Origin of the sequence: Pantoea sp. BL1 (assembly GCF_000963985.1) — a bacterium.
Taxonomy (GTDB): Bacteria; Pseudomonadota; Gammaproteobacteria; order Enterobacterales; family Enterobacteriaceae; genus Pantoea; species Pantoea rwandensis_B.
The window spans coordinates 71,654-96,396 of sequence record NZ_JZRH01000017.1 but is presented as its reverse complement, the minus strand read 5'-3'; the positions used below and the strand labels follow the sequence as shown (position 1 = coordinate 96,396).

General features: G+C 53.9%; 22 protein-coding genes and 1 tRNA gene. 8 read left to right on the top strand and 15 right to left on the bottom strand.

Annotated elements, in window-relative coordinates; translation table 11 throughout:
* Positions 1–50: 50 nt before the first annotated feature.
* From VH86_RS10325 to VH86_RS10315, 3 genes are all read right to left on the bottom strand, one after another.
* Positions 51–127, bottom strand: a tRNA-Pro gene (locus tag VH86_RS10325).
* Positions 128–199: 72 nt separating this feature from the next.
* Entirely contained in the window at positions 200–1,951 is a 1,752-nt protein-coding gene (gene yejM, locus VH86_RS10320) for an LPS biosynthesis-modulating metalloenzyme YejM (protein ID WP_045832838.1), read from the bottom strand.
* Between the two features lie 23 nt (positions 1,952–1,974).
* Entirely contained in the window at positions 1,975–2,202 is a 228-nt protein-coding gene (locus tag VH86_RS10315) for a YejL family protein (RefSeq protein WP_034824987.1), read from the bottom strand.
* Positions 2,203–2,360: 158 nt separating this feature from the next.
* Here VH86_RS10315 and yejK point away from each other — a divergent pair, with 158 nt between their 5' ends.
* Positions 2,361–3,365: a nucleoid-associated protein YejK gene (yejK, locus tag VH86_RS10310; RefSeq protein ID WP_045813620.1), complete on the top strand. Its 1,005-nt coding sequence runs from the start codon at positions 2,361–2,363 to the stop codon at positions 3,363–3,365.
* 57 nt (positions 3,366–3,422) lie between these two features.
* Here the strand turns inward: yejK and rplY are convergent, their stop codons facing one another.
* Complete coding sequence (gene rplY / locus VH86_RS10305; RefSeq protein ID WP_034824983.1) at positions 3,423–3,707, bottom strand: 50S ribosomal protein L25; 285 nt, start codon at positions 3,705–3,707, stop codon at positions 3,423–3,425.
* Between the two features lie 128 nt (positions 3,708–3,835).
* Positions 3,836–5,590: a DEAD/DEAH box helicase gene (locus tag VH86_RS10300; protein ID WP_045832837.1), complete on the bottom strand. Its 1,755-nt coding sequence runs from the start codon at positions 5,588–5,590 to the stop codon at positions 3,836–3,838.
* Positions 5,591–5,759: 169 nt separating this feature from the next.
* On the opposite strand from VH86_RS10300, the gene rsuA reads away from it, so the two are divergent.
* The 3 genes from rsuA to VH86_RS10285 all read left to right on the top strand — a co-directional run bounded on the left by rsuA (position 5,760) and on the right by VH86_RS10285 (position 8,426).
* Complete coding sequence (gene rsuA / locus VH86_RS10295; protein ID WP_045832836.1) at positions 5,760–6,482, top strand: 16S rRNA pseudouridine(516) synthase RsuA; 723 nt, start codon at positions 5,760–5,762, stop codon at positions 6,480–6,482.
* A 12-nt stretch (positions 6,483–6,494) separates the two neighbouring features.
* Positions 6,495–7,685, top strand: coding sequence for a Bcr/CflA family multidrug efflux MFS transporter (locus tag VH86_RS10290; RefSeq protein ID WP_038645809.1), 1,191 nt, complete (start codon positions 6,495–6,497; stop codon positions 7,683–7,685).
* 414 nt (positions 7,686–8,099) lie between these two features.
* Positions 8,100–8,426, top strand: a complete 327-nt coding sequence (locus tag VH86_RS10285) for a hypothetical protein (RefSeq protein WP_034824977.1) — start codon at positions 8,100–8,102, stop codon at positions 8,424–8,426.
* Here the strand turns inward: VH86_RS10285 and yejF are convergent.
* The 9 genes from yejF to yeiP all read right to left on the bottom strand — a co-directional run bounded on the left by yejF (position 8,423) and on the right by yeiP (position 19,356).
* A complete protein-coding gene (gene yejF / locus VH86_RS10280) occupies positions 8,423–10,009 on the bottom strand; it encodes a microcin C ABC transporter ATP-binding protein YejF (RefSeq protein ID WP_045832835.1) in 1,587 nt (528 codons plus the stop codon). The genes VH86_RS10285 and yejF overlap by 4 nt on opposite strands.
* Positions 10,006–11,031, bottom strand: coding sequence for an ABC transporter permease (locus VH86_RS10275; protein ID WP_038645813.1), 1,026 nt, complete (start codon positions 11,029–11,031; stop codon positions 10,006–10,008). The genes yejF and VH86_RS10275 overlap by 4 nt, the downstream gene beginning before the upstream one ends.
* Positions 11,031–12,122 (bottom strand): microcin C ABC transporter permease YejB, encoded by a 1,092-nt coding sequence (locus VH86_RS10270; protein WP_045832834.1) that lies wholly within the window; start codon positions 12,120–12,122, stop codon positions 11,031–11,033. Before VH86_RS10270 ends, VH86_RS10275 begins: the two co-directional genes overlap by 1 nt.
* 10 nt (positions 12,123–12,132) lie before the next feature.
* Positions 12,133–13,941 (bottom strand): extracellular solute-binding protein, encoded by a 1,809-nt coding sequence (locus tag VH86_RS10265; RefSeq protein ID WP_045813617.1) that lies wholly within the window; start codon positions 13,939–13,941, stop codon positions 12,133–12,135.
* Positions 13,942–14,006: 65 nt separating this feature from the next.
* Entirely contained in the window at positions 14,007–15,572 is a 1,566-nt protein-coding gene (locus VH86_RS10260; protein WP_045832833.1) for a cyclic di-GMP phosphodiesterase, read from the bottom strand.
* 298 nt (positions 15,573–15,870) lie between these two features.
* Positions 15,871–16,446 carry a bifunctional murein DD-endopeptidase/murein LD-carboxypeptidase gene (mepS, locus tag VH86_RS10255; RefSeq protein ID WP_045832832.1) on the bottom strand — a complete coding sequence of 192 codons (576 nt, stop codon included), beginning with the start codon at positions 16,444–16,446 and terminating at the stop codon, positions 15,871–15,873.
* 516 nt (positions 16,447–16,962) lie between these two features.
* Entirely contained in the window at positions 16,963–17,670 is a 708-nt protein-coding gene (locus VH86_RS10250; protein ID WP_038645821.1) for a phosphatase PAP2 family protein, read from the bottom strand.
* Between the two features lie 43 nt (positions 17,671–17,713).
* Positions 17,714–18,688 (bottom strand): GTP-binding protein, encoded by a 975-nt coding sequence (locus VH86_RS10245; RefSeq protein ID WP_045832831.1) that lies wholly within the window; start codon positions 18,686–18,688, stop codon positions 17,714–17,716.
* Positions 18,689–18,783: 95 nt separating this feature from the next.
* Positions 18,784–19,356: an elongation factor P-like protein YeiP gene (gene yeiP, locus VH86_RS10240; protein ID WP_034824964.1), complete on the bottom strand. Its 573-nt coding sequence runs from the start codon at positions 19,354–19,356 to the stop codon at positions 18,784–18,786.
* A 149-nt stretch (positions 19,357–19,505) separates the two neighbouring features.
* Between yeiP and VH86_RS10235 the strand changes: the two genes are divergently transcribed.
* The 4 genes from VH86_RS10235 to fruA all read left to right on the top strand — a co-directional run bounded on the left by VH86_RS10235 (position 19,506) and on the right by fruA (position 23,813).
* Positions 19,506–19,760 (top strand): YkgJ family cysteine cluster protein, encoded by a 255-nt coding sequence (locus VH86_RS10235; protein WP_038645825.1) that lies wholly within the window; start codon positions 19,506–19,508, stop codon positions 19,758–19,760.
* 276 nt (positions 19,761–20,036) lie between these two features.
* The gene (fruB, locus tag VH86_RS10230) at positions 20,037–21,167 is read left to right on the top strand and encodes a fused PTS fructose transporter subunit IIA/HPr protein (RefSeq protein ID WP_038645829.1); all 1,131 of its coding nucleotides are present in this window, start codon (positions 20,037–20,039) and stop codon (positions 21,165–21,167) included.
* Complete coding sequence (gene fruK / locus VH86_RS10225; protein ID WP_045832830.1) at positions 21,164–22,102, top strand: 1-phosphofructokinase; 939 nt, start codon at positions 21,164–21,166, stop codon at positions 22,100–22,102. Before fruB ends, fruK begins: the two co-directional genes overlap by 4 nt.
* A gap of 16 nt (positions 22,103–22,118) precedes the next feature.
* Complete coding sequence (gene fruA, locus VH86_RS10220; RefSeq protein WP_045832829.1) at positions 22,119–23,813, top strand: PTS fructose transporter subunit IIBC; 1,695 nt, start codon at positions 22,119–22,121, stop codon at positions 23,811–23,813.
* A gap of 51 nt (positions 23,814–23,864) precedes the next feature.
* On the opposite strand, the gene nfo is transcribed toward fruA, so the two are convergent.
* Entirely contained in the window at positions 23,865–24,710 is an 846-nt protein-coding gene (gene nfo, locus VH86_RS10215; protein WP_038649994.1) for a deoxyribonuclease IV, read from the bottom strand.
* Positions 24,711–24,743: the final 33 nt, after the last annotated feature.

Genomic DNA, 24,743 nt, shown 5'->3' with positions numbered 1-24,743 from the left:
GGCTTAACTGACTGGCATTAAGCCTTAAGGGCTGCTTTTTTATAGGATTTTGGTCGGCACGAGAGGATTTGAACCTCCGACCCCGGACACCCCATGACCGTGCGCTACCAGGCTGCGCTACGTGCCGAACGTGGAGAAGTAGTCTACTGGTTCCGCTCGCGATTGCAATATGCGCAGGTTTTAACTGCCTCATTATTAATCAGTTTGCGGTAAAGCGCTTCTCTTCTGTCAACACCTGAAGCAGTAACGCCAGCTGCGGTTTATGATCCTTCAGCTTATTGCCCTGTGCATCGTAGGCGCTGTAACTGCCGTTGTTATTCAGCACCAGCGTCACGGTTGGCGTAGTCACCACCAGTTTGCCCTCTTCACTGCTGGCCACCCAGTTGTGGCTGCGCTGAGCAGCAAACAGGTCTTCACCCTGTGAATAGTTGGCTGGATTGGTGCGCACATGCAGCAGACGTTGCATCAACGTTGTCATCACATCCTGCTGGTCGGTCAGACGATCGATGGTCTGCGCCGGCGTATTCGGCCAATGCACCACCAGCGGCACCTGCAACGTTGCACGGTTACCCGGATTGTCATCATTCTCCGGTGTCACTGCACGCTGAGCGGTAATCACCACCACGGTATTTTTGAGTAAGTCGCGTTGTTTCAGCGTCTGTAGGACGGCCGCAATTTGCTCATCAACACTGTTAGCCTGGCGCAAATAGCTGCGCTGACGCGCTTTAATGCTTTCGCCAGTCACGTTGACGCCATCAAGTGAAATCCATGAGAACCAGGGCGCACCCTCGGCTTTCTGGCCGTTGAGCCAGTTTTGCCATTGGTTCACCGTCGTGCTGTTTGGCTGAGAATCAGCTTCAGGCAAACTGTAATCCGCTAACAGCGCCTGGCGATACAAGGGTTGGCTGAAACCATCGGAGGAGAACAGACCAAACTGGTATCCCTGCGAATTTAGCGCACCGAGTAACGCCGAAGGCATCCGCGCGGCAAGTACGCCATCCATATAGCTGGAGGAGATGCCGTAAAACAGCCCGAACATGCCTTTCTCCGGCGCAATCCCGGCACTGTAGTGTTGGGTAAAGCGTACGTTGTCGCTGGCAAACTGATTCAGCGACGGCAGTGCCTTATCCAGATTGTCATGGCTCAAACCATCAACGGTCAGCAGCAGCAGGTTGTGGCGCGTGCCGCCATCGCGGAAGGTGATATCACTCAGCGGATACTGCACCGACAGCGCCTCAGGATCGCCCTGTTGCACCAGACGACGCTGATACTCCTGCGCATCCAGCAAGCCATGGCGTTCAAGAAACCGTCGTGCGGTCATCGGATAGGAGAGCGGCAGATTGGCGCGCTGCATGGTAATCGGGCGATAGAAATTGGCATCCGCCCAGATATACATCAGATGGCTGGCAAAAAAAGCACAGATAAACAGCGCGGCCAGCGGCTTACCAAATGAGCGTCGATTCAGGCTGCGCAGCTTCTGCCAGCTCCAGGTGGCAAACAACATCTCCACGAGGAAGATGACCGGTACGCTAATAAACATCAGCTGCCAGTCACGTGCCATTTCGCTTTGGTCCGGGTTGATCACCAACTCCCACACCACCGGATTCAGATGGAGGTGGAAGCGGTTGAACACCGCGCTATCGACCATAATCAGCGTCAGCCCGGCAGTGGCGATAATCGCCGACAGCACCCTAAGCAATCGCTGTGACATCACCACAAAGGTGAGCGGAAAAATCACCAGCAGATAACCGGCGAACACGATAAAGCTAAAGTGGCCAATCCAGCTGGTATAGGCATAAATACGGCCCGCGAGTGACGCAGGCCAATCGGCGACCAACAGATAGCGGCTACCTAAAATCAGCGCGAAGATGATATTAAACAGAGCAAACCAGTGCCCCCAGCTGATCATCTGGGAGACTTTTTCGCGATAGCGCTGCCGGTTGGTTACCATATTTATGAGGTCAGATCTGCAATTTAGTGGGCGTTGTCATCGCGAACGGAAGACTGCAACGCTTCCGCGAAAGATTTCGCCAGGCTGCGGCGCTGGGCCGGCGAGACACTGGTGTTAATCAAATTGGTTACCATGTTCCCTAATACCATCAGGGAAAGGTCGGTTGGCGCTTTGTCTTTTTCAAGAATCTGCGCCATCTGCGCGAGAAGCTTCTCTACGCGCTCGTCGCTATAACGGGATGATTGTGGCATATCGTCGACTAATCAAGTGTGAAAAGGCGGTATATTACCGTAACAACGCGCTTTTTTCCGCAATTAAATCGCAAGCAGAGCGATCAGTTTGTGCGTAGAGTTGAAAGCAGCGGCGGGCGGTGTTTGAATACGCGCCTGAGCCTAAAGGAGAGTCTACCATGAGTCTGGATATCGACCAGATTGCCCTGCATCAGTTAGTTAAACGTGATGAAAATCAGCTGGAGCTGGTCCTGCGTGACACGTTACTGCCTACTACCCGTGCGGTAGAGGAGATGGCGGAAGAGTTGCATCGGGTGTACAGCGCCAAAAGTAAGGCTTACGGCTTGTTCAATGAAGAGAGCGAACTGGCCGATGCGCTGCGTAACTGCCGCAAAGGGCAAGATGACTTTCTGGCTTTCAGCCGTGCGGCGACTGGCCGTCTGCGTGATGAGCTGGGCAAATATCCGTTTGCGGAAAGTGGCGTGGTGCTGTTCCTGCACTATCGTTATCTGGCGGTTGAGTACTTGCTGGTGGCGATGCTGAGCAGCCAGTCGAGCATGCGCGTCAATGAGGAATTGGATATCAGCAGCACCCATTATCTCGACATCAATCATGCGGATATTGTGGCGCGTATTGATCTCACTGAGTGGGAAACCAACCCAGAATCAACCCGTTATCTGACCTTCCTGCGTGGACGTGTCGGGCGCAAAGTGGCCGATTTCTTTATGGATTTCCTCGGTGCCAGCGTAGGCCTCGATACCAAAGCGCAGAACCGGGGTTTGCTGCAGGCGGTAGATGATTACTGCGCGGAGTCGAATCTCGATAAAAACGAACGTCAGAATTACCGTCAGCAGGTGTACAGCTACTGCAATGACCAACTGCAGGCAGGTGAGGAGATTGCGCTGGAAGATTTGTCCAGTGAACTGCCGCCGCTGGGAGAGAAAACGTTCCAGGCCTTTACCCAGGAGCAGGGTTACGAGTTGGAAGAGCATTTCCCGGCTGACCGTAGCACATTACGCCAGCTGACCAAGTTTGCCGGCAGCGGTGGCGGCCTGACGCTGAATTTTGATGCCATGCTGCTGGGCGAGCGCATCTTTTGGGATCCCGCGACCGATACCCTGACCATCAAAGGGACACCACCTAATCTGCGCGATCAGTTACAGCGTCGAACCGGCGGGAACTGATTTCCAGGCAAAAAAAAACGCCGCGTAAGCGGCGTTCTCTTTTCAACTCGTTGGCGATTAAGCGCGAACGAAGTCGATGTGGTGCAGTTTTGGCTTGAACGGATGACGCTGTACCGCCTGAGCTTTAACTTTAACTTCTTTACCATCAACAACGATGGTCAGCACGTCGGTGTAGAACTCAGGCTTAGCCTGCAGGTTCATTACAACGTCGTGGTCCAGTTCGATAGCAACTGGCGCTTCGTTTCCGCCATAGATGATGGCTGGGAATTTATTTGCTACACGCAGACGGCGGCTCGCACCCTTACCCTGCTCTTTACGTACTTCAGCGTTGAAAGTGGTCATTTGATTTCTCTTCAATCATTTCTGCTACAGGCGACCCAGCAACAGACGGTTATTCATATGCTTTTACGGATGCAAAAGCGGGCGGCATTATAGCCGCAATAGAAGACGCGGGCAAATGATTCCGTCGCTTAACGCAGCTCATTCGCGCGCCGATAACGTCCCTGATAATCGAACATCTTCTCGCGAATTTGCCAGAAATGACCTTTCGCGCGTGCCACCACAAAATCGGGATGGCGCAGCAGTGGCTGCAAAGCGATAACATCCGCAGCCGTTTGCCAACCGAGTTCCACGCCGGGTGCGCGCTGGTGTGGGCGCATAAACAGCTGCTCAAAGGCTTTACGTTGTGCAGGCGTTTGCAGACGGAAACGTTCACTGACGCTGGTGCCGTCTTCATCAAAATAGGTCGCTTTCAGCCATTCGCCTTTCTCGTCGCGCCCTTGTTCCAGCGTCATACCGCCGCAGCGCAGCACGCGTGCATCTTTAAGTTTTAGCGCGGCTTTCAACATATCATCCGGGTCGACCATAATACGATCGCACTGATGGCAGCGGCGAGCCGCAATATCGTTTTCTGCACCGCAGTCGGGACAACTTTTAAAGCGGAAGCGATAGTCGCACTGTTCACGATTGCCCTCATCATCCTCCATCACGCCCTGACAGCGACGACCACAATGTTCAATGATGTGGCCATCTTCGGTGGTTTTTCCCCAGAAGGTATTGGCGAAACCACAGGCGGGGCAGAACACCTGCACCGGCTGGTTGTCACTGGCGCCTTTTGGCGTGCCGACTTCAGGGGTAAAGAGATCGTGCGGATTGCCGGCGTAATCGAGGATCAGGCAATCGGTTTTGCCCGGTGACAAACGCAGGCCGCGCCCGACGATTTGCTGATACAGGCTGACAGATTCAGTAGGGCGAAGAATGGCGATGAGATCGACGTGTGGCGCATCAAAACCGGTGGTCAGTACCGCGACGTTCACTAAAAACTTTAACTGCTGCGCTTTAAATTCGCTGATCAAACGGTCGCGTTCTTTCACCACTGTTTCCGCAGATACCAACGCGCTGTTCTCGGGCAACAGAGATAAAATTTCACGCGCATGTTCTACCGTGGCGGCGAACACCATCACACCACGGCGATCTTCCGCGAACTCCACGATCTGTCTGATGATGTGCGGCGTCACGCGATTCTGCTGCTTCAATTCGCGATTGAGATCGGCTTCGCTGAATAAGCCGTTGTTTTGCGGGATCAGTCGGCTGAAATCGTACTGTACTACCGGCATATCCAGCCGTTCGGGCGGCACAAGGAAACCGTGCTTGATCATGTAGCGCAGCGGCAATTCATAAATACAGTCACGGAATAGCGCGTGCTGATCGCCGCGCACCATGCCGTGATAGTGAAACTGATAAATCCAGCCTTTACCGAGGCGGAAAGGGGTGGCGGTCAGCCCAAGCAGCCGCAGCTGCGGATTGTGCTGTCGCAGATGGGCGAACAGCTGTTGATACTGGCTCTCTTCGTTGTCGCTGATGCGGTGACACTCATCAACGATCACCAGGGAGAAGGCACTGTCGAAGCGATCCAGATTGCGCGCCACCGACTGCACGCTGCCAAAAACTACTTTGCTTTCGCTCTGTTTGCGCTGCAAACCGGCGGCAAAAATATCGGCCTCCAGACCATACGCCTGATATTTACTGTGATTCTGCTCGACCAGTTCTTTCACATGCGCCAGCACCAACACGCGGCCTCTGGCAATCCGCGCCAGTTCAGCGATCACCAGACTTTTACCAGCACCCGTCGGCAACACGATCACGGCCGGCGCATCGTGGTGGCGAAAATGCTGGAGCGTGGCGTCAACCGCCTCTTGCTGGTATGGGCGCAGGGTGAAGGACATCAGGACAAACTTTTTTTTTCAAACGGGCACGCATTATGCCATGAAAACAGCTGAAACGCAGGCGCGGTACTGTTAGCAGGCGAAGGATCAAGCTATACTGCCCACACTTTTTTAACGGTTTAAAAACACCGTTTCAATTCCCTCCGTAGTAACAGGCAAAAGCGAATTCATGCGACTCGAAAAATTCATATCTCAGCAGCTGGAAGTCAGCCGTGCTATCGCCGGCCGCGAAATCCGCGCCAGGAAAGTCACTATTAACGGCGAAGTGGTGCGCGATGCGGGCTACAAAGTGTTGCCAGACGACGAAATCGAATACGACGGCAATCCACTGGTGGTGCAAACCGGTCCTCGCTACTTCATGCTGAATAAACCGCAGGGCTATGTCTGCTCCACTGACGATCCCGATCATCCTACCGTGTTGTTCTTCATGGAAGAACCCGCTGCCTTCAAGCTGCATGCGGCAGGACGTCTGGATATCGATACCACCGGTCTGGTTCTTCTGACGGACGATGGTCAATGGTCACACCGTATTACCTCTCCGCGCCATCACCTCGATAAAACCTATCTGGTTGAGGTCGAAGAGCCGATTGACCCTGCGTTGGTGGAGAAATTTGCGGCGGGGATTCAACTGCACAATGAGAAAGAACTGACCAAACCGGCGGTGCTGGAGATCCTGGATGAAAAAGCCGCTCGTTTAACCATCACGGAAGGCCGCTATCATCAGGTCAAACGCATGTTTGCCGCGATGGGCAACCATGTCTCTGCGCTGCATCGCGAAAGCATTGGTGAGATTGTGCTGGATGACGATCTGGCTGAAGGTGAATACCGTGAACTCACGGAAGAAGAGGTCGACAGCATCGGCCTGCCAGCAGAGCTGAAAAAACGCAAATAGCGGGAGAGAGCGGTGCGTAAGGAAAAGAATTCACCGGTAGGTTTAGTCGTGATTCTGGGATTGCTGGCGATGCTGATGCCGCTTTCCATTGATATGTATTTGCCGGCTATGCCGCAAATTGCTCGCGAATTTGCCGTTTCGGCAGGCAGCGTGCAGATGACGCTTAACCTTTACATCCTGGGGTTTGCTATCGGGCAGTTGGTGTATGGCCCGCTGGCGGACAGCTACGGACGTAAACCGGTGATTGTGCTGGGCACGCTAATCTTTGCCTGCGCCGCGGCGGCATGCGCCTTGTCACAGTCCATTGATCAACTGATCTTTATGCGCTTCCTGCACGGTTTGTCGGCGGCAGCGGCCAGCGTGGTGATTAATGCGTTGATGCGAGACAGTTACTCGAAAGAGGATTTCTCGCGCATGATGTCGTTTGTCATGCTGGTCACGACGATTGCGCCGTTACTGGCCCCGATTATCGGCGGTTGGCTGTTGCTGCTGTGGAACTGGCACGCGATATTCTGGACGCTGGCCGTGGCCGCATTGATCACCACCGTGCTGGTGGTGACTCAGATCCGTGAAACGTTGAAGCCTGAACAGCGGCAGCGATTCCATCTGCGTACCACAATCAGTAACTTTGTGGCGCTGGTGCGCCACAAACGCGCGTTCAGTTATATGCTGGCAAGCGGCTTCTCATTTGCGGGGCTGTTTACCTTCCTCAACGCCGGGCCATTTGTTTACATCGAAGTCAATCACGTTTCACCGCAAAACTTTGGTTACTACTTTGGCCTTAACGTGGTGTTCCTGTTTGTCATGACGCTGATTAACAGCCGTGCGGTACGCCGCTTTGGGCCGCTGGCGATGTTCCGTATCGGGCTGATTATTCAGTTCGCAATGGGTATCTGGCTGCTGATTGCCAGTGCGCTGGATTTGGGTTTCCTGTCGCTGGTGTTTGGCGTAGCGATGTTTATCGGCTGCGTCTCGACGGTCTCTTCGAACGCGATGGCGGTGATTCTCGATGAGTTTCCGCATATGGCAGGCACCGCATCGTCGTTGGCCGGAACCTTACGCTTTGGCGTGGGGGCGCTGGTGGGCGCATTGCTATCACTGGTGAGTATTAACAGCGCCTGGCCGATGGTGGCGACCATTGCCCTGTGCGCAACCGTCTCCATTGTGTTGTTCAGCTACGCCGCACGTCCACGCCACACGTAATTCTGCACATCCCTCTGACGGCGCGGTTTATCGCGGAGTTCGCTGAGCTTTAGAGCCAATGACTTCGTGGTTAAAACCGCGCCGCAATCACATTCCCACTTGCTGCAAGCGTTCTATTCCTCACCCCCACTCGCGAATCCCCACATATTCGTTATGCTTAATGTTTCCATAATGTGAAAATTAAGGGGTAAAAAAGTAACGACATTGCGTCTAAAATGATTGTTAACTGCCGCCGAACAAGGTACACATAGGCATAAATGCGAGAAAGCTCGCAAATAATAACTTTGCTACATACTTTGTGTTTAAAACGAGAAGGCAAACCTTGACGTCCGTATTCTGAGTTTACCAGGTAGGGATTCACTGCGTAATCGCCGTCGTCGTGAATAAGCGTTAACGTCTCTGGGGACTGTAACTATGCTGCAACTTTCGGTTATGCATCGCTTACCGCAACATTATCGCTGGTCAGCCGATCATGTTGGTGAAATTGAGCGTCAGGAAGCGGTAAATGGTGTGCACGATGAAGATCTCGTCGCATTGCGTCTGTTAAGCCACGATGGACATCCCGCACTGGAAATTTTGCACCAGCTGCAAGAGACGCTGGCGCAGATTCAGGTCGAATGCAAAATTGCGCTGTGCGAAGGGCAACCCTGTTTACTGATTCAGCGCGGTGATGAAAGCACGACCAATTGTTGCCTGAAAAATCAGGGCGTTGCCATCGCAGAAACCTTTGAAGGTCATTAAGTTAACGATTCACCCTGCGCGGAGGCCAAAAGCTGACGCGTATAATCGCTGACTGGTGCGTTAAACAACGCTTCGCATTCTCCCTGTTCCACCACTTCACCCTGGCGTAGCACAATCAGCTGATGGCAGAGTGCGCGCACCACCTGCAAATCATGGCTAATAAACAGATACGCTAACTGGTGCTCCTGCTGTAAACGGCGCAGCAGGGTGAGAATTTGCTTCTGCACTGAGCGATCCAGCGAAGAGGTCGGTTCATCCAGCACGATTAATTGCGGCTCCAGAATCAGCGCCCTGGCAATGGCGATACGCTGGCGCTGTCCACCGGAAAACTCGGCGGGATAGCGTGAACGGCTCTCTGCATCCAGTCCCACTTCCTGCATCACGGCAATCACTTTCGCTTCCTGCTCGGCAGCACTTAATTCAGGACGATGCACTGCCAGCCCTTCCGCAATCACCTGCTGTACTGTCATGCGTGGATTGAGTGATGAGTTGGGATCCTGAAACACCACCTGAATATGTGGACGCAGCGGCAAAAGCTGTTTACGCGATAGGCTATGCAGCGGCTGACCGTCAAACCAAATCTCACCGCGCGCGGCAATCAAACGCAGCAGTGCCAATCCAGTGGTGCTTTTACCTGAACCGGATTCTCCCACCAACCCAAGGCTCTCACCCCGGCGCAGTGTGAAGTTGAGATCGCTGAGTACGGTTTTTTCCGCCACGCTGCGCTTGAACAATCCGCGTTTAATCGGAAAGCCCACGTGCAGGCTTTTGACCTGCAGCAGCGGTTGGGTATTGATAAGCGGCACCGGTTGGCCATCCGGCTCTGCGGCGAGTAATTCACGTGTATAGGGATGCTGTGGCTGGCTGAACAGCGGCTTGCAAAGATTGTGCTCCACTTCCCGGCCATTGCGCATCACCGTTACGCGATGCGCCAGCTGGCGGACGATATTGAGGTTGTGGGTAATGAACAGCATGCCCATATTCAGTTCACGCTGCAGTTCACGCAGCAAGCGCAGAATCTGTGCCTGTACCGTGACATCCAGCGCGGTGGTGGGCTCATCGGCAATCAGCAGTTTTGGTTGTGTCAGTAACGCCATGGCAATCATCACGCGCTGACGCTCTCCGCCGGAAAGCTGATGCGGGAAATCGCCGAGGCGTGATGCTGCATTGCGGATGCCAACGCGATCGAGACAGCTGAGAATTTCGCCGCGCGCCGCTTCTTTGCGCATCCCACGATGCAGAGACAGCACTTCATACAGCTGCTTTTCAACGTTATGCAGCGGGTTGAGCGACACCATCGGTTCCTGGAAAATCATCGCCATCTGGTTGCCACGCAGGCCGCGCATTTCACGCTCACTGGCCTGTAAGATATTTTGGCCATTGAACAGGATCTCACCTTGCGGATACGTCACAGGCGGTTGCGGCAGCAGGCGCATAATGGAGAGCGCGGTGACACTTTTGCCTGAACCGGATTCACCGACCAGCGCCAGAGTTTCACCGGCCTCAATCTGCAGAGAGATATCTTCCACCACGCGGCGCTGATTGAAGGCCACGGCGAGATGATTGACGCTTAACAGGCTCATTTCACCCCCCGGCTTGGATCAAAGGCATCACGTACCGCTTCACCGATAAAGATCAACAGCGAGAGTAGCAGCGCGAGGGCGAAGAAGCCGGAAAGTCCCAGCCACGGCGCCTGTAAGTTGTTCTTGCCCTGCAACAGCAGTTCACCCAGCGAAGGAGAACCCACCGGCAAGCCGAAGCCAAGGAAATCCAGTGAGGTCAGGGTGGTAATCGAACCGCATAAAATAAAGGGCAGGAAGGTCAGCGTGGCCACCATGGCGTTCGGCAGCATGTGACGCAGCATAATGCGCCCGTCACTCACGCCGAGCGCGCGCGCCGCACGCACATAATCAAAGTTACGCGTGCGCAGAAACTCGGCTCGCACGACGCTCACCAGGCTCATCCAGCCAAACACCACGGTGACCAGCAATAGCCACCAGAAGCCGGGTTGAATCACACTGGAGAGCAGAATCAATAAAAACAGCGACGGCATACCAGACCACACTTCAATCAGACGCTGGCCAACCAGATCGACACGGCCGCCAAAATAGCCCTGCACGGCACCGATCACGATGCCGATCACGCTGGAGAACAGCGTCAGCAAGATGCCGAACAACAGCGAGATGCGTGTGCCGTACAGCAAACGCGCCAGCACATCGCCACCATTGGCGTCAGTACCCAGCCAGTTCTGCTTCGAGGGCGGAGAAGGGAAGGGCACATCGGTGGCGAAATTGATGGTGCTGTCACTGAAACGAATAGGTGCCCACAGCGCCCAGCCCTGCTGATCGATCCTCTGTTTTAGCCAGGGGTCCTGGTAATCGGCCGGGGTGGCAAAGTCGCCGCCAAAATCACTCTCGCTGTAATTGAACAGCAGCGGCATGTACCAGCGCTGCTGGTAGTGCACCAGCAGTGGCTTGTCATTGGCCAGTAACTCCGCACCGAGTGAAAGCACAAAAATAAGCAAAAAAATCCACAGCGACCAAAAACCACGGCGGTTATGGCGAAAGCGTTGCCAGCGCTGCTGGTTGATTAGCGATAAACCCATTAGCGCCCCTCAAAATCGATGCGCGGATCGACCAGCGTATAGGTCAGATCGCTGAGAATATTCATCAGCAAGCCAATCAGCGTGAAGATATAGAGCGTGCCAAACATCACCGGATAGTCGCGCTGAATGGTGGCATCGTAACCCAGCAAACCAAGTCCGTTGAGGGAGAACATCACTTCAATTAAGACCGAACTGGTAAAGAACATGCTGATAAAGGTGGCAGGGAAACCGGCGATCACCAGCAGCATGGCGTTGCGAAACACGTGGCCATACAAAATACGTTTTTCATCCAGTCCTTTGGCGCGTGCCGTCACCACGTATTGTTTGCGGATCTCATCAAGGAATGAGTTTTTGGTCAACATGGTGAGGGTGGCAAACCCGCCAATGACGGTGGCCAGCACCGGTAGCGTGATGTGCCAGAGATAATCGCCAATCTTGCTGTACCACGGCAGCGTATCAAACTGCGGCGAGGTGAGACCGCGCAGCGGGAACCAGTCGAAATAGCTGCCACCGGCAAACAACACAATCAGCATGATGCCGAACAGAAATGCCGGGATGGAGTATCCAATGATGATAAAGGTACTGCTCCAGATATCGAAAGCGCTGCCATTGCGCACCGCCTTTTTAATCCCTAACGGAATCGAGACCAGATAAATGATCAACGTACTCCACAAGCCCAGGCTGATGGAAACCGGCAAGCTCTCTTTGATGAGCTGAAGCACCGAGGCGCTGCGGAACAGGCTGTCGCCAAAATCAAAACGGATATAGTTCCACAGCATTTCGCCATAGCGCTGCAGCAGCGGTTTATCAAAGCCGTAGCGGTGTTTGATCTCTGCAATCACCTCAGGATCAAGGCCACGCGCGCCGCGATATTGGCTGTCGCCCGGATTATCATGCACCAGCGCACCGCGCCCGCCGACATCTCCAGCACTGCCCGAGGAAAAACCGGAGCTATGACCAAATTGCGCATTCGCCAGCGCCTGATCCACCGGTCCACCGGGCGCAATCTGCACGATAAAAAAGTTCAGGGTGATGATCGCCCACAGCGTGGGAATAATCAGCAGCAACCTGCGCAGGAAATAGGAACCCAAACCGCTCTCCTCAGCGTCTATCGGCCGGCAATTGTGCGGCTTTGTTCACGTCATACCACCAGTTCTCTAACCCGGTTGCATACGCGGGTTTGATTTCAGGGCGGGAAAATTTGTCCCAGTATGCCAGCCTCTGTTCGGCGTTGTACCACATCGGGATCATATAGGCATTCCATAACAGGATACGATCCAGCGCCTGACCCAACGGCAACAGCGCTTTTTCATCCCCCTGATGGTCGACGATCTCCTGCACGAAGTGGTCCACGATGGGATCTTTCACCCGAGGGGTGTTCCAGGAGGAGTCAATGTATGGCGATTGCCAAATGGTGCGCAGGCTGGTGGAAGGCGAGGGCATCGCGTAGTAAAGCGAGGGGATCATATCGTAATCGCCTTCACGCAAACGGCGCAGATACTGCGAGCTATCAATTTGCCGCAACGCTACCTGAATCCCCAGACGCTGCAGGCTGTGCTGGAACGGCAGCGCCCAATCGTTCTGCGTGCCACTGCGCATCAGCAGTTCAAAGCGGAAGGGCTGCCCGGTTTTATCGTTCACCAGTTGCTGATTTTTAATCTGCCAGCCCGCTTCTTTCAGCAGCGTCATGGCTTTTAGCAGATTACCGCGATCGAAGCCGCTACCCTCTGAACGCGGCGGTGCGTATTCGTTGTTGAACACTTCCGCAGGCAACTGCGCTTTGTACGGTGCCAGCAGAATGAGCTGGTCGGCTTTCGGGTAGCCCCTGGCAGCGTAAGCCGTGTTCTGGAAATAGCTGTCAGTGCGTTTGTAGGCCCCGTAAAACAGCGCTTTGTTCATCCACTCGAAATCAAATGCCAGCGTCAGCGCCTCACGCACTCGTCGGTCAGCAAACAGGGGTTTTTCATTGTTAAAGGCCAGCCAGCGAGTATCGGTAGAGACGGTATTTGGCGTGGTCGATTTCACGATGGCGTGGCTATCAAAGTTGCGCCCACGGTATTGTGTGGCCCACTTCTTCGCCGACCCCTCTTCGCGCAGATCGGACGCGCCGGCTTTGAAGGCTTCAAAAGCAACGTTGTCGTCAAGATAGTAATCGTAGCGCAGCGTATCAAAGTTATAACGTCCCCTATTGACCGGCAGATTAGCCGCCCAGTAGTTTTTCACCCGACTGTATTGAATGAACTGGCCTGGCTTATAAGACGTGACGCGATAGGGGCCGCTGGAGAGCGGAGGATAACCGATAGGCTCATTAAATTTTTTATTCTGCCAGAAGGCTTGCGGCAAAACCGGCAGCGTTAACCAGCTCAGGATCATGTCCTTGTCTGGTTTCGGCATGTCGATGCGGACGGTGAGATTGTTGAGCGCTTTCACTTCAACACCACGAAACGCCACGCGAAATTGTGGCACCCCTTCGGTCATAAATTTCTGGAAGGTGAAGGCCACATCTTTCGCGGTTATCGGGCTGCCGTCCTGGAAGCGCGCATGGGGATTGATGGACACTTCCATCCAGTGATAGTCGGATGGATAGCGGGCGGATTCAGCAATCAAGGGATAGTAGCTGCCAGGCTCATCATCGGAGGTGGTGAACAGCCCGTCATACAGCGTATCGGTGCCGACGCCAGGATTACCGCGTGAAGCAAAGCGATTGAAGTTATCGTAAGTGCCCACCACCGCGATGGTCATCTTGCCGCCTTTAGGCGCAGCGGGATTCGCGTAATCGTAATGGGTGAAATTCACCACATACTTCGGTTCGCCCAGCTTGGCAAAGGCATAACTCTCATTGATGGTTTCCGCATGCAATGGCGCGATGGCGCTAAAAACCAACAACGCGGTGACAAGACGCAGCAGCATAAGTGGGGCGCTCTCCTTAAATAATCCGCACTGAATGGTAGCAGTTTCGTGACGATAGCGTGACGTTAACCGAGCGCTGCTTGCCGTTGGTAATAACTTATCAGGTTTTCCGGACGCAGCGGGCGACTGAATAAATATCCCTGCAGATGCGTTACCCCACGGTTCACCAGCCACGCAGCCTGGTCACCGGTTTCAACGCCTTCTGCAACGGTTTTGAGATTGAGCTTCTTCGCCAGTAGCAATACCGCGTCCAGTACCGGTGAGGTCACCGTTTCGGTACCAATACTCTGTACAAAGCCGCGATCAATTTTGAGGTAATCAAACGGATAGCGTTCAAGATAGATTAATGCACTGTGGCCAGTGCCGAAATCATCGATGGCAATTTTAATATCCTGCTCATGCAGCCAGGCAAAAATCTCGCCAGCATTTCTTTCGCCCACCATGGTGCGTTCGGTGATTTCGAAAACATAGTTGAAGTGGTCTTTTGGCATGTCGGCAATCCACTCCTGCACATGCTGACGAAAACTTTCTGATGCGAGATGCAGAGGGGAAAGGTTCAGACTCATACGCGTGCCGCGCGGCAGTTGCTGGCAGAGGAACTTCGCATCGCGCGCCACCAGCTTAAACAAATGCTGAGTCAGGGGAATTATCAGATTTTGCGCTTCAGCGTTGCTAATAAAGGCATCGGGCGGAATCATTCCCTCGGTGGGATGTGTCCAGCGCAGTAGTGCTTCAACGCCGTACGGTTGCCCATCGTGAGCGGTGACCAGGGGCTGATACTCAACATGAAACTGGCCACGTTTAATGCCCTGCATAATCTCTTTGCCAGGACGCTGATACAGCGTCAGCAGCAGCCAACTGGCCGCACTCATAAACAGGGCTGAGAGGAGGCCGGTCAGCAGGATCAGATGATAATCGCGTTGCGCCAGTGTCGTACCGTACAGCACGAAGCGCATACCATTATCTTTAAAACTCATTTCTTTCAGGGCTGGTGGTAAATCGTGGATATTCACCACCTGATTCTTGCCACTTAGCAGGGCTTTATCGCCAATCACCAACGCCATACCGGTGATTTCGGGATGATAAGAAGCCAGCAGCTGATAAGGCGTCAGGCTGATATTCATGGTGGCGAGAATGCCGGTCTCAGCTGAGCCTGGATTCTTCATCCACAACGCCAGCGCCGGTTTGGTCGGCAACAGGGGCGTACCTTCCAGTAAGCGTAAATCGCGATCGCGCTCCAACTCCGATTGTGGCGAAATATCATTCGCAGGCAGCAGAAAGGCGCCGGTGGCGGACGAACAATAGGCATTACTGTTACGTACCAGCAAAATCGCGCGGATATTGCCGGCAAAGGCGGCACGTGAAGTGAGTTCGCGGCTTACGCTACTGCATTCAAGCTGGGTGTATTGTTGCAATGGATAAAGGGTATCCACCAGGGTCGACATCACCTGTTGAAGATCGTCGCGGCTATGGATCAGCAACTGTTCATGTTGTTGTACTCGTTTTTGCCAGGTTAGCGTCAGCAGTACGATGACAAACAACAGAAAGAACACACCGCCGATGATCGCACTACTCCAGGCGATACGGCGCGAATAGGTTGCATGACGTTTTAACGTCCCCGACAGTGGCATGGAGTGCATTCCCCTTTATGGCGCCATTATTATTATGTAAATCGTGCACTACTGCTCGCTGGTGTCTGGCGTGAAACATTGCATCAGGGTGGGTTTTTTTAACCGCCGGAGACACAACAATTTGCTGCCAGTAAGCAAACGAGAATATAACGAGGATGCGCGAAAAGTCTCGTTATATTTCTGATTCTCAATTACTTTTTATCTATCGGATTTGCGTTAAGAAATAGCAGGCGAAAAAAAACGCTGCCTGGGCAGCGTTTTCTGATTCTCTGGCTGAGAGGATCTTCAAAAGGATACGTTAGCTAGGATTTTTAGCTAAAACCCTGCGGGCTTCACGGTAACGTGTTTTCCAGTAACTGTCGTTTAAACTGGAGATCACCACACCACTGCTGGTGGATGCATGCACGAAGTTATCGTTACCGAGATAGATGCCAACGTGTCGTCCGGTAGAACCGGCACGGAACAGCACTAAATCACCCGGGCGCAGTTTGCCGCGAGAAATCTCTTTGCCTGTATCCTGCTGTTCTGACGTTGAACGTGGCAAATCTAAACCGAACTGCTCGCGAAAGGTGCGCTGAACAAAAGCAGAACAATCAATGCCGCGTTTGGTGTCACCGCCTAAGCGATAACGAACACCTTTCCAGTCACTGTACTGTTCCATGATGCGGGACTTAACGTCCACATTCTGCACCATCTGTTCAAATTCGTCCTGAGACGCTTGAAGTAAAAAACCATTCTGGTTGTTAACTTCATGATTCTCGTTATTCGCGTTCTGACCGTTATGCGTACTACTACATGCCGATAAGAGTGTTGCTAATGCTACTGCGGGAAGGATCCGCCTGAGGTATCTCAGTATTGGTTGAGACTTGACCATTATACGTGTGTTCCTTTGAAGTCCTTACGACACAATGTCGCCAGCCAGATGACAAAACGGGTTTGAGATTAATAAGAGCAAACGCTTAAGACAATTCCTTAATTACTAAAATGTGTTAATGAACACAATTTTGTTGCATAAGGCGCCGAATTTTATGCTGCACTCTAAGTAATCGCGTTTGAGGTTAACCGATTACAGACCGCGTGGCGAGTGCTTTTATATAAATTTTTATCGCTTTTATTGATGTGAAATCAATCCGTAACACAATGGTTACTTTATCAACGATTGGTAGCGATTTAATAGCTAATAAGGCGGGTTTTCAGGGGCTAATTCCGGCGCTAAGGCCGATTTTGAGAGGCTTCTGGCTGGACAAGCCAGGAAAAAGGCTATTGTTACGCGTTTTGCATCATAATGTTTTCTTTTAATAGAAAAACGTTAGTCTGCTAATAATGTATTTCTGGATTCGATAAGCGCGGATGATCGACTTTTCTGCCTATTGTCATCCGCGCTTAACAATTATGTGCGTGGCTTATATTTCCCTGGCAGGGCGCGATTGAGCCAATTAACCAATGTGTCACTGAGCGGTGTTAATAAGCACCAGCTTAAACCCACCAGAATCACCGACATCGATCCCACGGCTATATCGGTAAACCAGTGCGCACCGGCCATCACACGCGGCAGAGCAAACACCACCACAATCACCAAACCGACCAGGAAGGCGCGGAAGCCGAAATAACGCCACATAAAGCAGGCGAAAATAATCAGCATCATCCCGTGATCGCCGGGGAAGCTATTACTGGAAGCATCTTTCGCCGGAATCCCGGTCAGTTCACTCACGCGATGCACGTTGTCAAAGAACAGCGTAGGGCTGGCGTGTTGCACAGGAATCAAATGACCCAGTTGATTCAGCACCACCGCGGTGAGCAACATGGTGATGCCAATGGCCAGCATGCGGCGGCGGCCCTGCGGTGTTTCACCACGCCAGAACCACAGATACAGCAGACCCATCGCCAGCAGCGATACCGCGTCAAAACCACGGAAATTGGTGATCGCCACCAGTAAGGCGAAGCCGTGATGATCCACCATCCGGTCGTTGAAGCTATAGAAGATGGCTTTGTCGATACCAAACCAGAAGCCATGATCCGGCGGCAGGTACCACGAAAAGAACAGCATGATCCCCAGTGCATTGAGCAGCAGGATGGTGATTAAACGAGACGCGCGCATAAAAAAGACTCAAAAAGTAAAATAACGGGGCAACCTAACGCAGCTAATCTAAACGAATCCTCAACAAGGTTGTTTGCAAAACGTTCCAGTCAACGGATTGATGGTGGATTAACTCGATACGACTGTCCGGCGGCGTAGTGGTGCGCGTTTCCATAAAGAAGTCATCACCCTGGCGATTGATGTTCACCAGACCGTCTGGCGTGCGAAGTACGCCTTTGACGCGATCCACCGGTGCAAGCCGCGCCCACTCAAGCGCCTGGATGGTATCGAACACCGTATCACCATCAAAAATCCAGCCACAGGATGCGTAGCCCTGGCCTTCATTTAATGCACGGCGCCAGCGAGCTGAGCCCTCAAGTTTGAGTGCCGCCAACCCTTTTGGCCGTGAAGTATGATGATGATGTGCCGCTTCAGGAACCGCACGATCCGCCAATGCGGATTGGCACAGTAACGCGGGATCAACTTTACCCCACGCGGATTCGACCAGTTGGCGATCGCCCAGATTATGCTGCTGCCATTGCTGCAAACGCTGACGATCTTCCTCGCTCCAGCGATCGCTTTTATTGGCGACGATAATATCGGCGGCGGTGAGCTGATCGCGGAAGTTTTCATTCTCGACAACGCGCGCATCGGCTAACTGACGGGGATCGAGCAGCGTGAGGGTGGCATCAACCTGAATCCAGGGTTGATACACGGCGGCGCGCAGCATATCCAGCAGTTGTTTAGGGTGGCCAAGACCGGTGGGTTCAATGATCAGACGATCGGGCTTATTTTGCTTAAGCAGCATATTGAGCCCGACTTGCAGCGGCAGGCCGTTAACGCAACACATGCAACCGCCAGGAATTTCCTTCAGCGTGGCACCGCGATCGGCAAGCAGTGCGCCGTCAATACCCACTTCGCCAAACTCGTTAACCAGAATCGCCCAATTCTCATTGGCGGGTTTATGGGCTAACAGATGCAGCAGGGTGGTGGTTTTACCGCTGCCGAGAAATCCGGTGATTACATTAACGCGCGTCATTACAGGCTCCATTTTCAGGCGCGCGGACAACATACCCGGCGCGCACGACATTGTTATACTATAACAACCTTCGGCGGCCGGATAAAATCGTGCGGTTAGTCCGCGCGACTCATATAGCGACGTTCAGCTACGTGAATGCGAATGCGATCGCCATTGCTCAGGTATTCCGGTACCTGGATCGACAAGCCGGTGCTCATGCCCGCGGGTTTGGTGCGTGCGCTGGCGGAAGCGCCTTTAATGCCCGGTGAAGTATCGACAATTTCCATATCCACGGTCTGCGGCAGTTCCAGCGCCAGCACCTGGCCTTCCATCGTCAACACCTGGATCCCAGGAATGCCGCCTTCAGGGATGAACAGCAGCTCTTCTTCAATCTGATCTTTCTTGAAGCTATAGGGCGTGTAATCTTCATCATCCATAAACACGTACTCGTCACCGTCTATATAAGAGAAGGTCACGGCGCGACGGCTAAGCTGAATGGCATCGATAATATCGTCACCCTTAAAGCGCTCTTCCACTTTCAGGCCAGTGCGCACGTCGGTAAAACGCATCTTATAGAGGGTGGCAGCACCGCGTGCGCTTGGGCTCTGGACATCAATGTCCTTTACCAGCAACAGTTTGCCGTTCCAGGTAACAGCCATTCCTTTTTTGATTTCATTTGCCTTTGGCATGGGGATTACTCGCTGTGAAAAGGTTAATGCGCGCCACGTTACTCGCGCCGTGAAAAACAGGCAAGGGAGGCGGCGTAAAATTGTTGCCCGCGCATGGCATTACCGTCATCAGCCTGCTATTGTCGCGACGAAATCCTCAGGAGCGCATGATGTATTGTCGTGACCAGTGCGGTGCCTGTTGCACAGCCCCCTCAATCTCTTCCCCGATTCCCGGCATGCCCCAGGGCAAACCGGCGAATACCCGCTGCGTTCAGCTCGACGATAATCAGCGCTGCAAAATCTTTGGTTCTCCGCTGCGTCCCGCAGTCTGTGCGGGTTTACAGCCCAGCGCAGAGATGTGCGGCAGCAGTCGTGAAGCGGCGATGATCTTCCTGCTGCAACTGGAAGCGGACACCGCGCCTTAACTTGCTGACGCGGTGCTGAAATATTTGCTTGCTGTAATCCCTGCGTTACAGCAAAAACGTCAGCCCTGCAGGCCTGAAAAATCTCAAATCCGATCTGAAGTGTGCGGAACGTCAAAAATCTGCTACGCCGATCGCGCATTTTCTTGCCTGCTTTCTCATGCTGTACCATATTCCCTGAAACGTTTCAGCGTTGTCCTCTCGGCAACCCCTGAGAAGTGCAGCGTAATTTTTCGCCATTAAGCTGAAACGATTCAATTTCAGCAAGCGAGGAGAAATATGTTCCAGCTCGACGTTCAGGCCATCCATACCGGTGCCAGTGCACAAAATAAAGAAGAGGCTATCCGTCAGGTTGCCGCTGCGTTAACCGCAGCCGGTAATGTGTCGGAAGGCTATGTTAACGGCATGCTGGCGCGCGAACAGCAGACCACCACTTTCCTGGGTAATGGTATTGCCATTCCGCATGGCACCACCGATACGCGCGATATGGTACTGAAAACCGGCGTACAGGTTTATCAGTTCCCACAGGGCGTGGAGTGGGGCGACGGGCAAACGGCTTATGTCGCCATCGGTATCGCGGCGAAATCTGATGAACATCTTGCGCTGCTGCGCCAGCTGACTCACGTATTGAGCGATGACAGCATCGCAGAGCAGTTGAAAACCGCCTCAGCCGAAGACCTTCGCGCCATCCTGATGGGGGAAAAGCAGGCCGCGGAATTCAAATTCGATACCTCGCTGATTGCGGTTGATGTTGCCGCCAGCGATCTCATCACCTTACAGGCGCTGAATGCTGGCCGTTTACAGGCTGCGGGTGCTGTTGAAGCGACGTTTGTGGCGGATGCCGTGTCGCGTACCCCACTGAGCCTCGGTCAGGGCATCTGGCTGAGCGACAGCGCCAACGGCAACCTTAACAGCGCCATTGCAGTCAGCCGTACCGCCACGCCATTTGTACATCAGGGCGAAAATGTGGCGCTGCTGTTGACCGTGGCAGCCACCGACGATCGTCCGCTGGAAGTGCTGGGCTACCTGAGCAATCTGCTGTTGAGCAACAAAGCTGAACGTCTGCTGAAAGCCGATGCAGCAGGCATCCTCGCGTTGCTGACCAGTGAAGTGGACGAAAGCGCGGATCAACTGGTGGCTGAATTTACTATCCGCAACGAGCACGGACTGCACGCACGTCCGGGCACCGCGCTGGTGACGGTCATTAAACAGTTTAACAGTGACATCACCGTCACCAACCTTGACGGTAGCGGCAAACCGGCCAACGGACGCAGCCTGATGAAAGTCGTCGCGCTGGGCGTGAAAAAAGGCCATCGCCTGCGCTTTACCGCCAGTGGTGAAGATGCACAGCAGGCGCTGAATGCCATCGAAGAGGCCATCAATTCTGGCCTGGGCGAGGGGGTCGCATGAGCCGCCGCGTTGCCACAATCACTCTGAATCCCGCTTACGATCTGGTGGGCTATACGCCAGAAATCGAACGTGGCGAAGTTAACCTGGTGAAAACCACCGGTCTGCACGCAGCGGGTAAAGGCATTAACGTCGCCAAAGTACTGAAAGATCTCGGTATTGACGTCACCGTAGGCGGATTCCTCGGGAAAGAAAATCAGGACGGTTTCCAGCAGCTGTTCAGCGAACTGGGCATCGCCAACCGTTTTCAGGTGGTGCAGGGCCGTACCCGCATTAACGTAAAGCTGACAGAAAAGGACGGTGAAGTTACCGACCTGAATTTCTCTGGCTTTAACGTCACCGCGCAGGACTGGGATCGCTTCACTGCCGATTCACTGACCTGGCTGGGACAATTTGACATGGTGTGCGTCAGCGGCAGCTTGCCAGCGGGCGTGGCACCCGAAGCGTTCACCAAATGGATGAGCGATCTGCGCACCCTGTGCCCGTGCATCATTTTCGACAGCAGTCGTGAAGCGCTGGTGGCCGGACTAAAAGCCGCGCCGTGGCTGGTGAAGCCGAACCGTCGTGAACTGGAAATCTGGGCCGAGCGCAAACTGCCAACCTTGCAGGATGTGATCGAAGCCGCGCATGAACTGCGTGAGCAAGGCATTGCCCATGTGGTGATTTCCCTTGGTGCGGAAGGCGCACTGTGGGTCAACGCCTCTGGCGAATGGATCGCCAAACCACCAGCCTGTGAAGTCGTCAGCACCGTAGGCGCGGGAGATTCGATGGTCGGAGGCCTGATTTACGGGCTGCTGATGCGTGAATCCAGCGAGCATACCCTGCGTCTGGCGACGGCAGTGGCTGCTATGGCGGTGAGCCAGAGCAACGTTGGTGTGACCGATCGTACCCAGTTGGCCGCGATGATGGCGCGCGTCGACTTACAACCCGTTAACTAACAGCAGGAGAGCGATAATGAAAACGCTGCTGATAAAAGATTCTTCACTGGGATTGGCATCAGGACATCTGGCTTTAGATCGTCTGCGCGCGACTGCCGCACAGGCTGGCCTGACGCTGACCGACAACGCGGCCGATGCGGAACTGGTGCTGGTTGCTGGCCATGCCGTGCCGAACGATGCACAGCTGGCAGGTAAATCCGTGGCGCTGGTCGATGTGCAGCAGACGCTGCGCGATCCGTTGGCGACCATTAATCAGGCTAAAGCCAGTGCCAAAGTCTGGCAGGCCGCTCCGGCGGTTGCCGCACCGGTTGCTGCACAGAGCACCGGTCAGAAACGCATTGTCGCGGTCACCGCTTGCCCAACTGGCGTGGCGCACACCTTCATGGCGGCTGAGGCGATTCAGGCAGAAGCGACCAAACGTGGCTGGTGGGTGAAAGTGGAAACCCGCGGTTCTGTGGGTGCTGGCAATGCCATCACGCCAGAAGAAGTGGCGGCGGCCGACCTGGTGATCGTGGCGGCGGATATCGATGTGGACCTGGCGAAGTTCGCCGGTAAGCCGATGTACCGCACCTCAACCAGCCTGGCGCTGAAGAAAACCGCTCAGGAATTGGATAAAGCGCAGGCGGAAGCCAAAACCTATCAGCCGAGCGGCAGCCAGACGGCCAGCACGCAAAGTGACAGCAAAGAGAAAGCCGGTGCTTATCGTCACCTGCTGACCGGCGTGTCCTACATGCTGCCGATGGTCGTCGCGGGTGGTTTGAGCATCGCGCTCTCCTTCGCCTTTGGTATCACCGCATTTAAAGAGCAGGGCACCCTGGCGGCTGCGCTGATGCAGATTGGTGGCGGCAGTGCTTTTGCGCTGATGGTACCGGTGCTGGCGGGCTTTATTGCCTTCTCGATTGCGGACCGTCCGGGTCTGACCCCAGGTCTGATTGGCGGTATGATCGCCACCAGCATTAACGCCGGTTTCCTTGGCGGTATCATCGCCGGTTTCATTGCCGGTTACGCAGCGAAGATGCTGAGCAGCAAAGTCAAACTGCCGCAAAGTATGGAAGCGCTAAAACCGATCCTGATTATTCCGCTGGTGGCGAGTTTGATTACCGGCCTGCTGATGATTTACGTGGTGGGTAAACCTGTTGCGGGCATCATGAGCGGTCTGACGCACTGGCTGGCGAACATGGGCACCGCCAATGCGGTACTGCTGGGCGCAATCCTCGGTGGCATGATGTGTACCGACATGGGTGGCCCAGTGAACAAAGTGGCTTACGCCTTCGGTGTCGGTCTGCTGAGCTCACAAACCTATGCGCCAATGGCGGCCATTATGGCAGCGGGTATGGTACCGCCGTTAGCAATGGGTCTGGCGACGATTGTTGCGCGTCGTAAGTTCAACAAAGGTCAGCAGGAAGGGGGCAAAGCGGCACTGGTACTCGGTTTGTGCTTTATCTCTGAAGGTGCGATTCCGTTTGCGGCGCGTGACCCAATGCGTGTACTGCCTTGCTGCATCGTCGGCGGTGCGATAACGGGTGCGGTCTCCATGTTGGTTGGCGCGAAACTGATGGCACCGCACGGTGGTCTGTTTGTACTGCTGATTCCAGGTGCAATCACCCCAGTTCTGGGTTACCTGATGTCGATTGTGATTGGTACCGCAGTGGCTGGCCTCGGTTACGCGATTCTGAAACGTCCGGAAGAAGAGCTGGCGAAAGCCGCGTAATCTTCACGGGGTAAGAAAAAGGGAGCTGCGGCTCCCTTTTTGCAGTCTGCTTTAAGCCTGTTGTTCCGACTTCAACCACGCAATCTCATCTTTCCAGATATCCGGATTGATGGTTTCCAGAATCATCGGGATGCCATCAAAGCGCTTATCTTTCATCAGCCAGCTAAACACCGTCTTGCCAATGTTGCCTTCACCTAAGCTGTGGTGGCGATCCACACGGCTGCCGAGCGTGCTTTTGGCGTCATTCAGGTGCATGCCGCGCAGAAACTGGAAACCGACAATGCGTTCAAATTCCGCAAAGGTCTCTACGCAGGCTTCTTCAGTACGCAGATCGTAACCGCCGGCAAACGCATGGCAGGTATCGATACACACGCCAACGCGTGATTTATCTTCGACGTGCTCAATAATGGTGGCGAGGTGTTCGAAACGAAAACCGAGATTGCTACCCTGACCTGCGGTGTTCTCAATCACTGCCACAACGTTGTGGGTCTGATCCAGCGCGATATTAATCGACTCGGCGATACGTTTCAGGCATGCCTCTTCTTCGATCTGCTTCAGGTGGCTGCCAGGGTGGAAATTCAGCAGTGTCAGCCCAAGCTGTTCAGCACGCTGCATCTCATCAAGAAACGCCTCACGGGATTTTTCCAGCGCATCCATCACCGGATGGCCAAGGTTAATCAGGTAGCTGTCATGCGGCAAAATCTGCGCGGAAGTGAAGTTGTATTTCTCACAGGCGGTTTTGAAGGCATCAATCACTTCACCTGAAAGCGGGGCGGCTTTCCACTGGCGCTGATTTTTAGTGAACAGCGCAAAGGCTGTGGCTTCGAGTTCGTGAGCACGGATAACTGCCTGGTCTACGCCGCCTGATGCACTGACGTGTGCGCCGATATATTTCATGCCGCTCTCCTGATTGGGCGATTGCTGCTGCAA

Bases quoted from the DNA above. Each gene is read 5' to 3' on its own strand.
- fruA (WP_045832829.1), top strand. From the start codon at position 22,119: ATGAAAACGCTGCTGATAAAAGATTCTTCACTGGGATTGGCATCAGGA.
- VH86_RS10260 (WP_045832833.1), bottom strand. From the start codon at position 15,572: ATGCCACTGTCGGGGACGTTAAAACGTCATGCAACCTATTCGCGCCGT.
- VH86_RS10315 (WP_034824987.1), bottom strand. From the start codon at position 2,202: ATGCCACAATCATCCCGTTATAGCGACGAGCGCGTAGAGAAGCTTCTC.
- fruB (WP_038645829.1), top strand. From the start codon at position 20,037: ATGTTCCAGCTCGACGTTCAGGCCATCCATACCGGTGCCAGTGCACAA.
- mepS (WP_045832832.1), bottom strand. From the start codon at position 16,446: ATGGTCAAGTCTCAACCAATACTGAGATACCTCAGGCGGATCCTTCCC.
- nfo (WP_038649994.1), bottom strand. From the start codon at position 24,710: ATGAAATATATCGGCGCACACGTCAGTGCATCAGGCGGCGTAGACCAG.
- yejM (WP_045832838.1), bottom strand. From the start codon at position 1,951: ATGGTAACCAACCGGCAGCGCTATCGCGAAAAAGTCTCCCAGATGATC.
- yejK (WP_045813620.1), top strand. From the start codon at position 2,361: ATGAGTCTGGATATCGACCAGATTGCCCTGCATCAGTTAGTTAAACGT.
- yejF (WP_045832835.1), bottom strand. From the start codon at position 10,009: ATGAGCCTGTTAAGCGTCAATCATCTCGCCGTGGCCTTCAATCAGCGC.
- VH86_RS10300 (WP_045832837.1), bottom strand. From the start codon at position 5,590: ATGTCCTTCACCCTGCGCCCATACCAGCAAGAGGCGGTTGACGCCACG.
- rsuA (WP_045832836.1), top strand. From the start codon at position 5,760: ATGCGACTCGAAAAATTCATATCTCAGCAGCTGGAAGTCAGCCGTGCT.
- fruK (WP_045832830.1), top strand. From the start codon at position 21,164: ATGAGCCGCCGCGTTGCCACAATCACTCTGAATCCCGCTTACGATCTG.
- VH86_RS10245 (WP_045832831.1), bottom strand. From the start codon at position 18,688: ATGACGCGCGTTAATGTAATCACCGGATTTCTCGGCAGCGGTAAAACC.
- VH86_RS10275 (WP_038645813.1), bottom strand. From the start codon at position 11,031: ATGGGTTTATCGCTAATCAACCAGCAGCGCTGGCAACGCTTTCGCCAT.
- VH86_RS10250 (WP_038645821.1), bottom strand. From the start codon at position 17,670: ATGCGCGCGTCTCGTTTAATCACCATCCTGCTGCTCAATGCACTGGGG.
- VH86_RS10235 (WP_038645825.1), top strand. From the start codon at position 19,506: ATGTATTGTCGTGACCAGTGCGGTGCCTGTTGCACAGCCCCCTCAATC.
- VH86_RS10285 (WP_034824977.1), top strand. From the start codon at position 8,100: ATGCTGCAACTTTCGGTTATGCATCGCTTACCGCAACATTATCGCTGG.
- rplY (WP_034824983.1), bottom strand. From the start codon at position 3,707: ATGACCACTTTCAACGCTGAAGTACGTAAAGAGCAGGGTAAGGGTGCG.
- yeiP (WP_034824964.1), bottom strand. From the start codon at position 19,356: ATGCCAAAGGCAAATGAAATCAAAAAAGGAATGGCTGTTACCTGGAAC.
- VH86_RS10265 (WP_045813617.1), bottom strand. From the start codon at position 13,941: ATGCTGCTGCGTCTTGTCACCGCGTTGTTGGTTTTTAGCGCCATCGCG.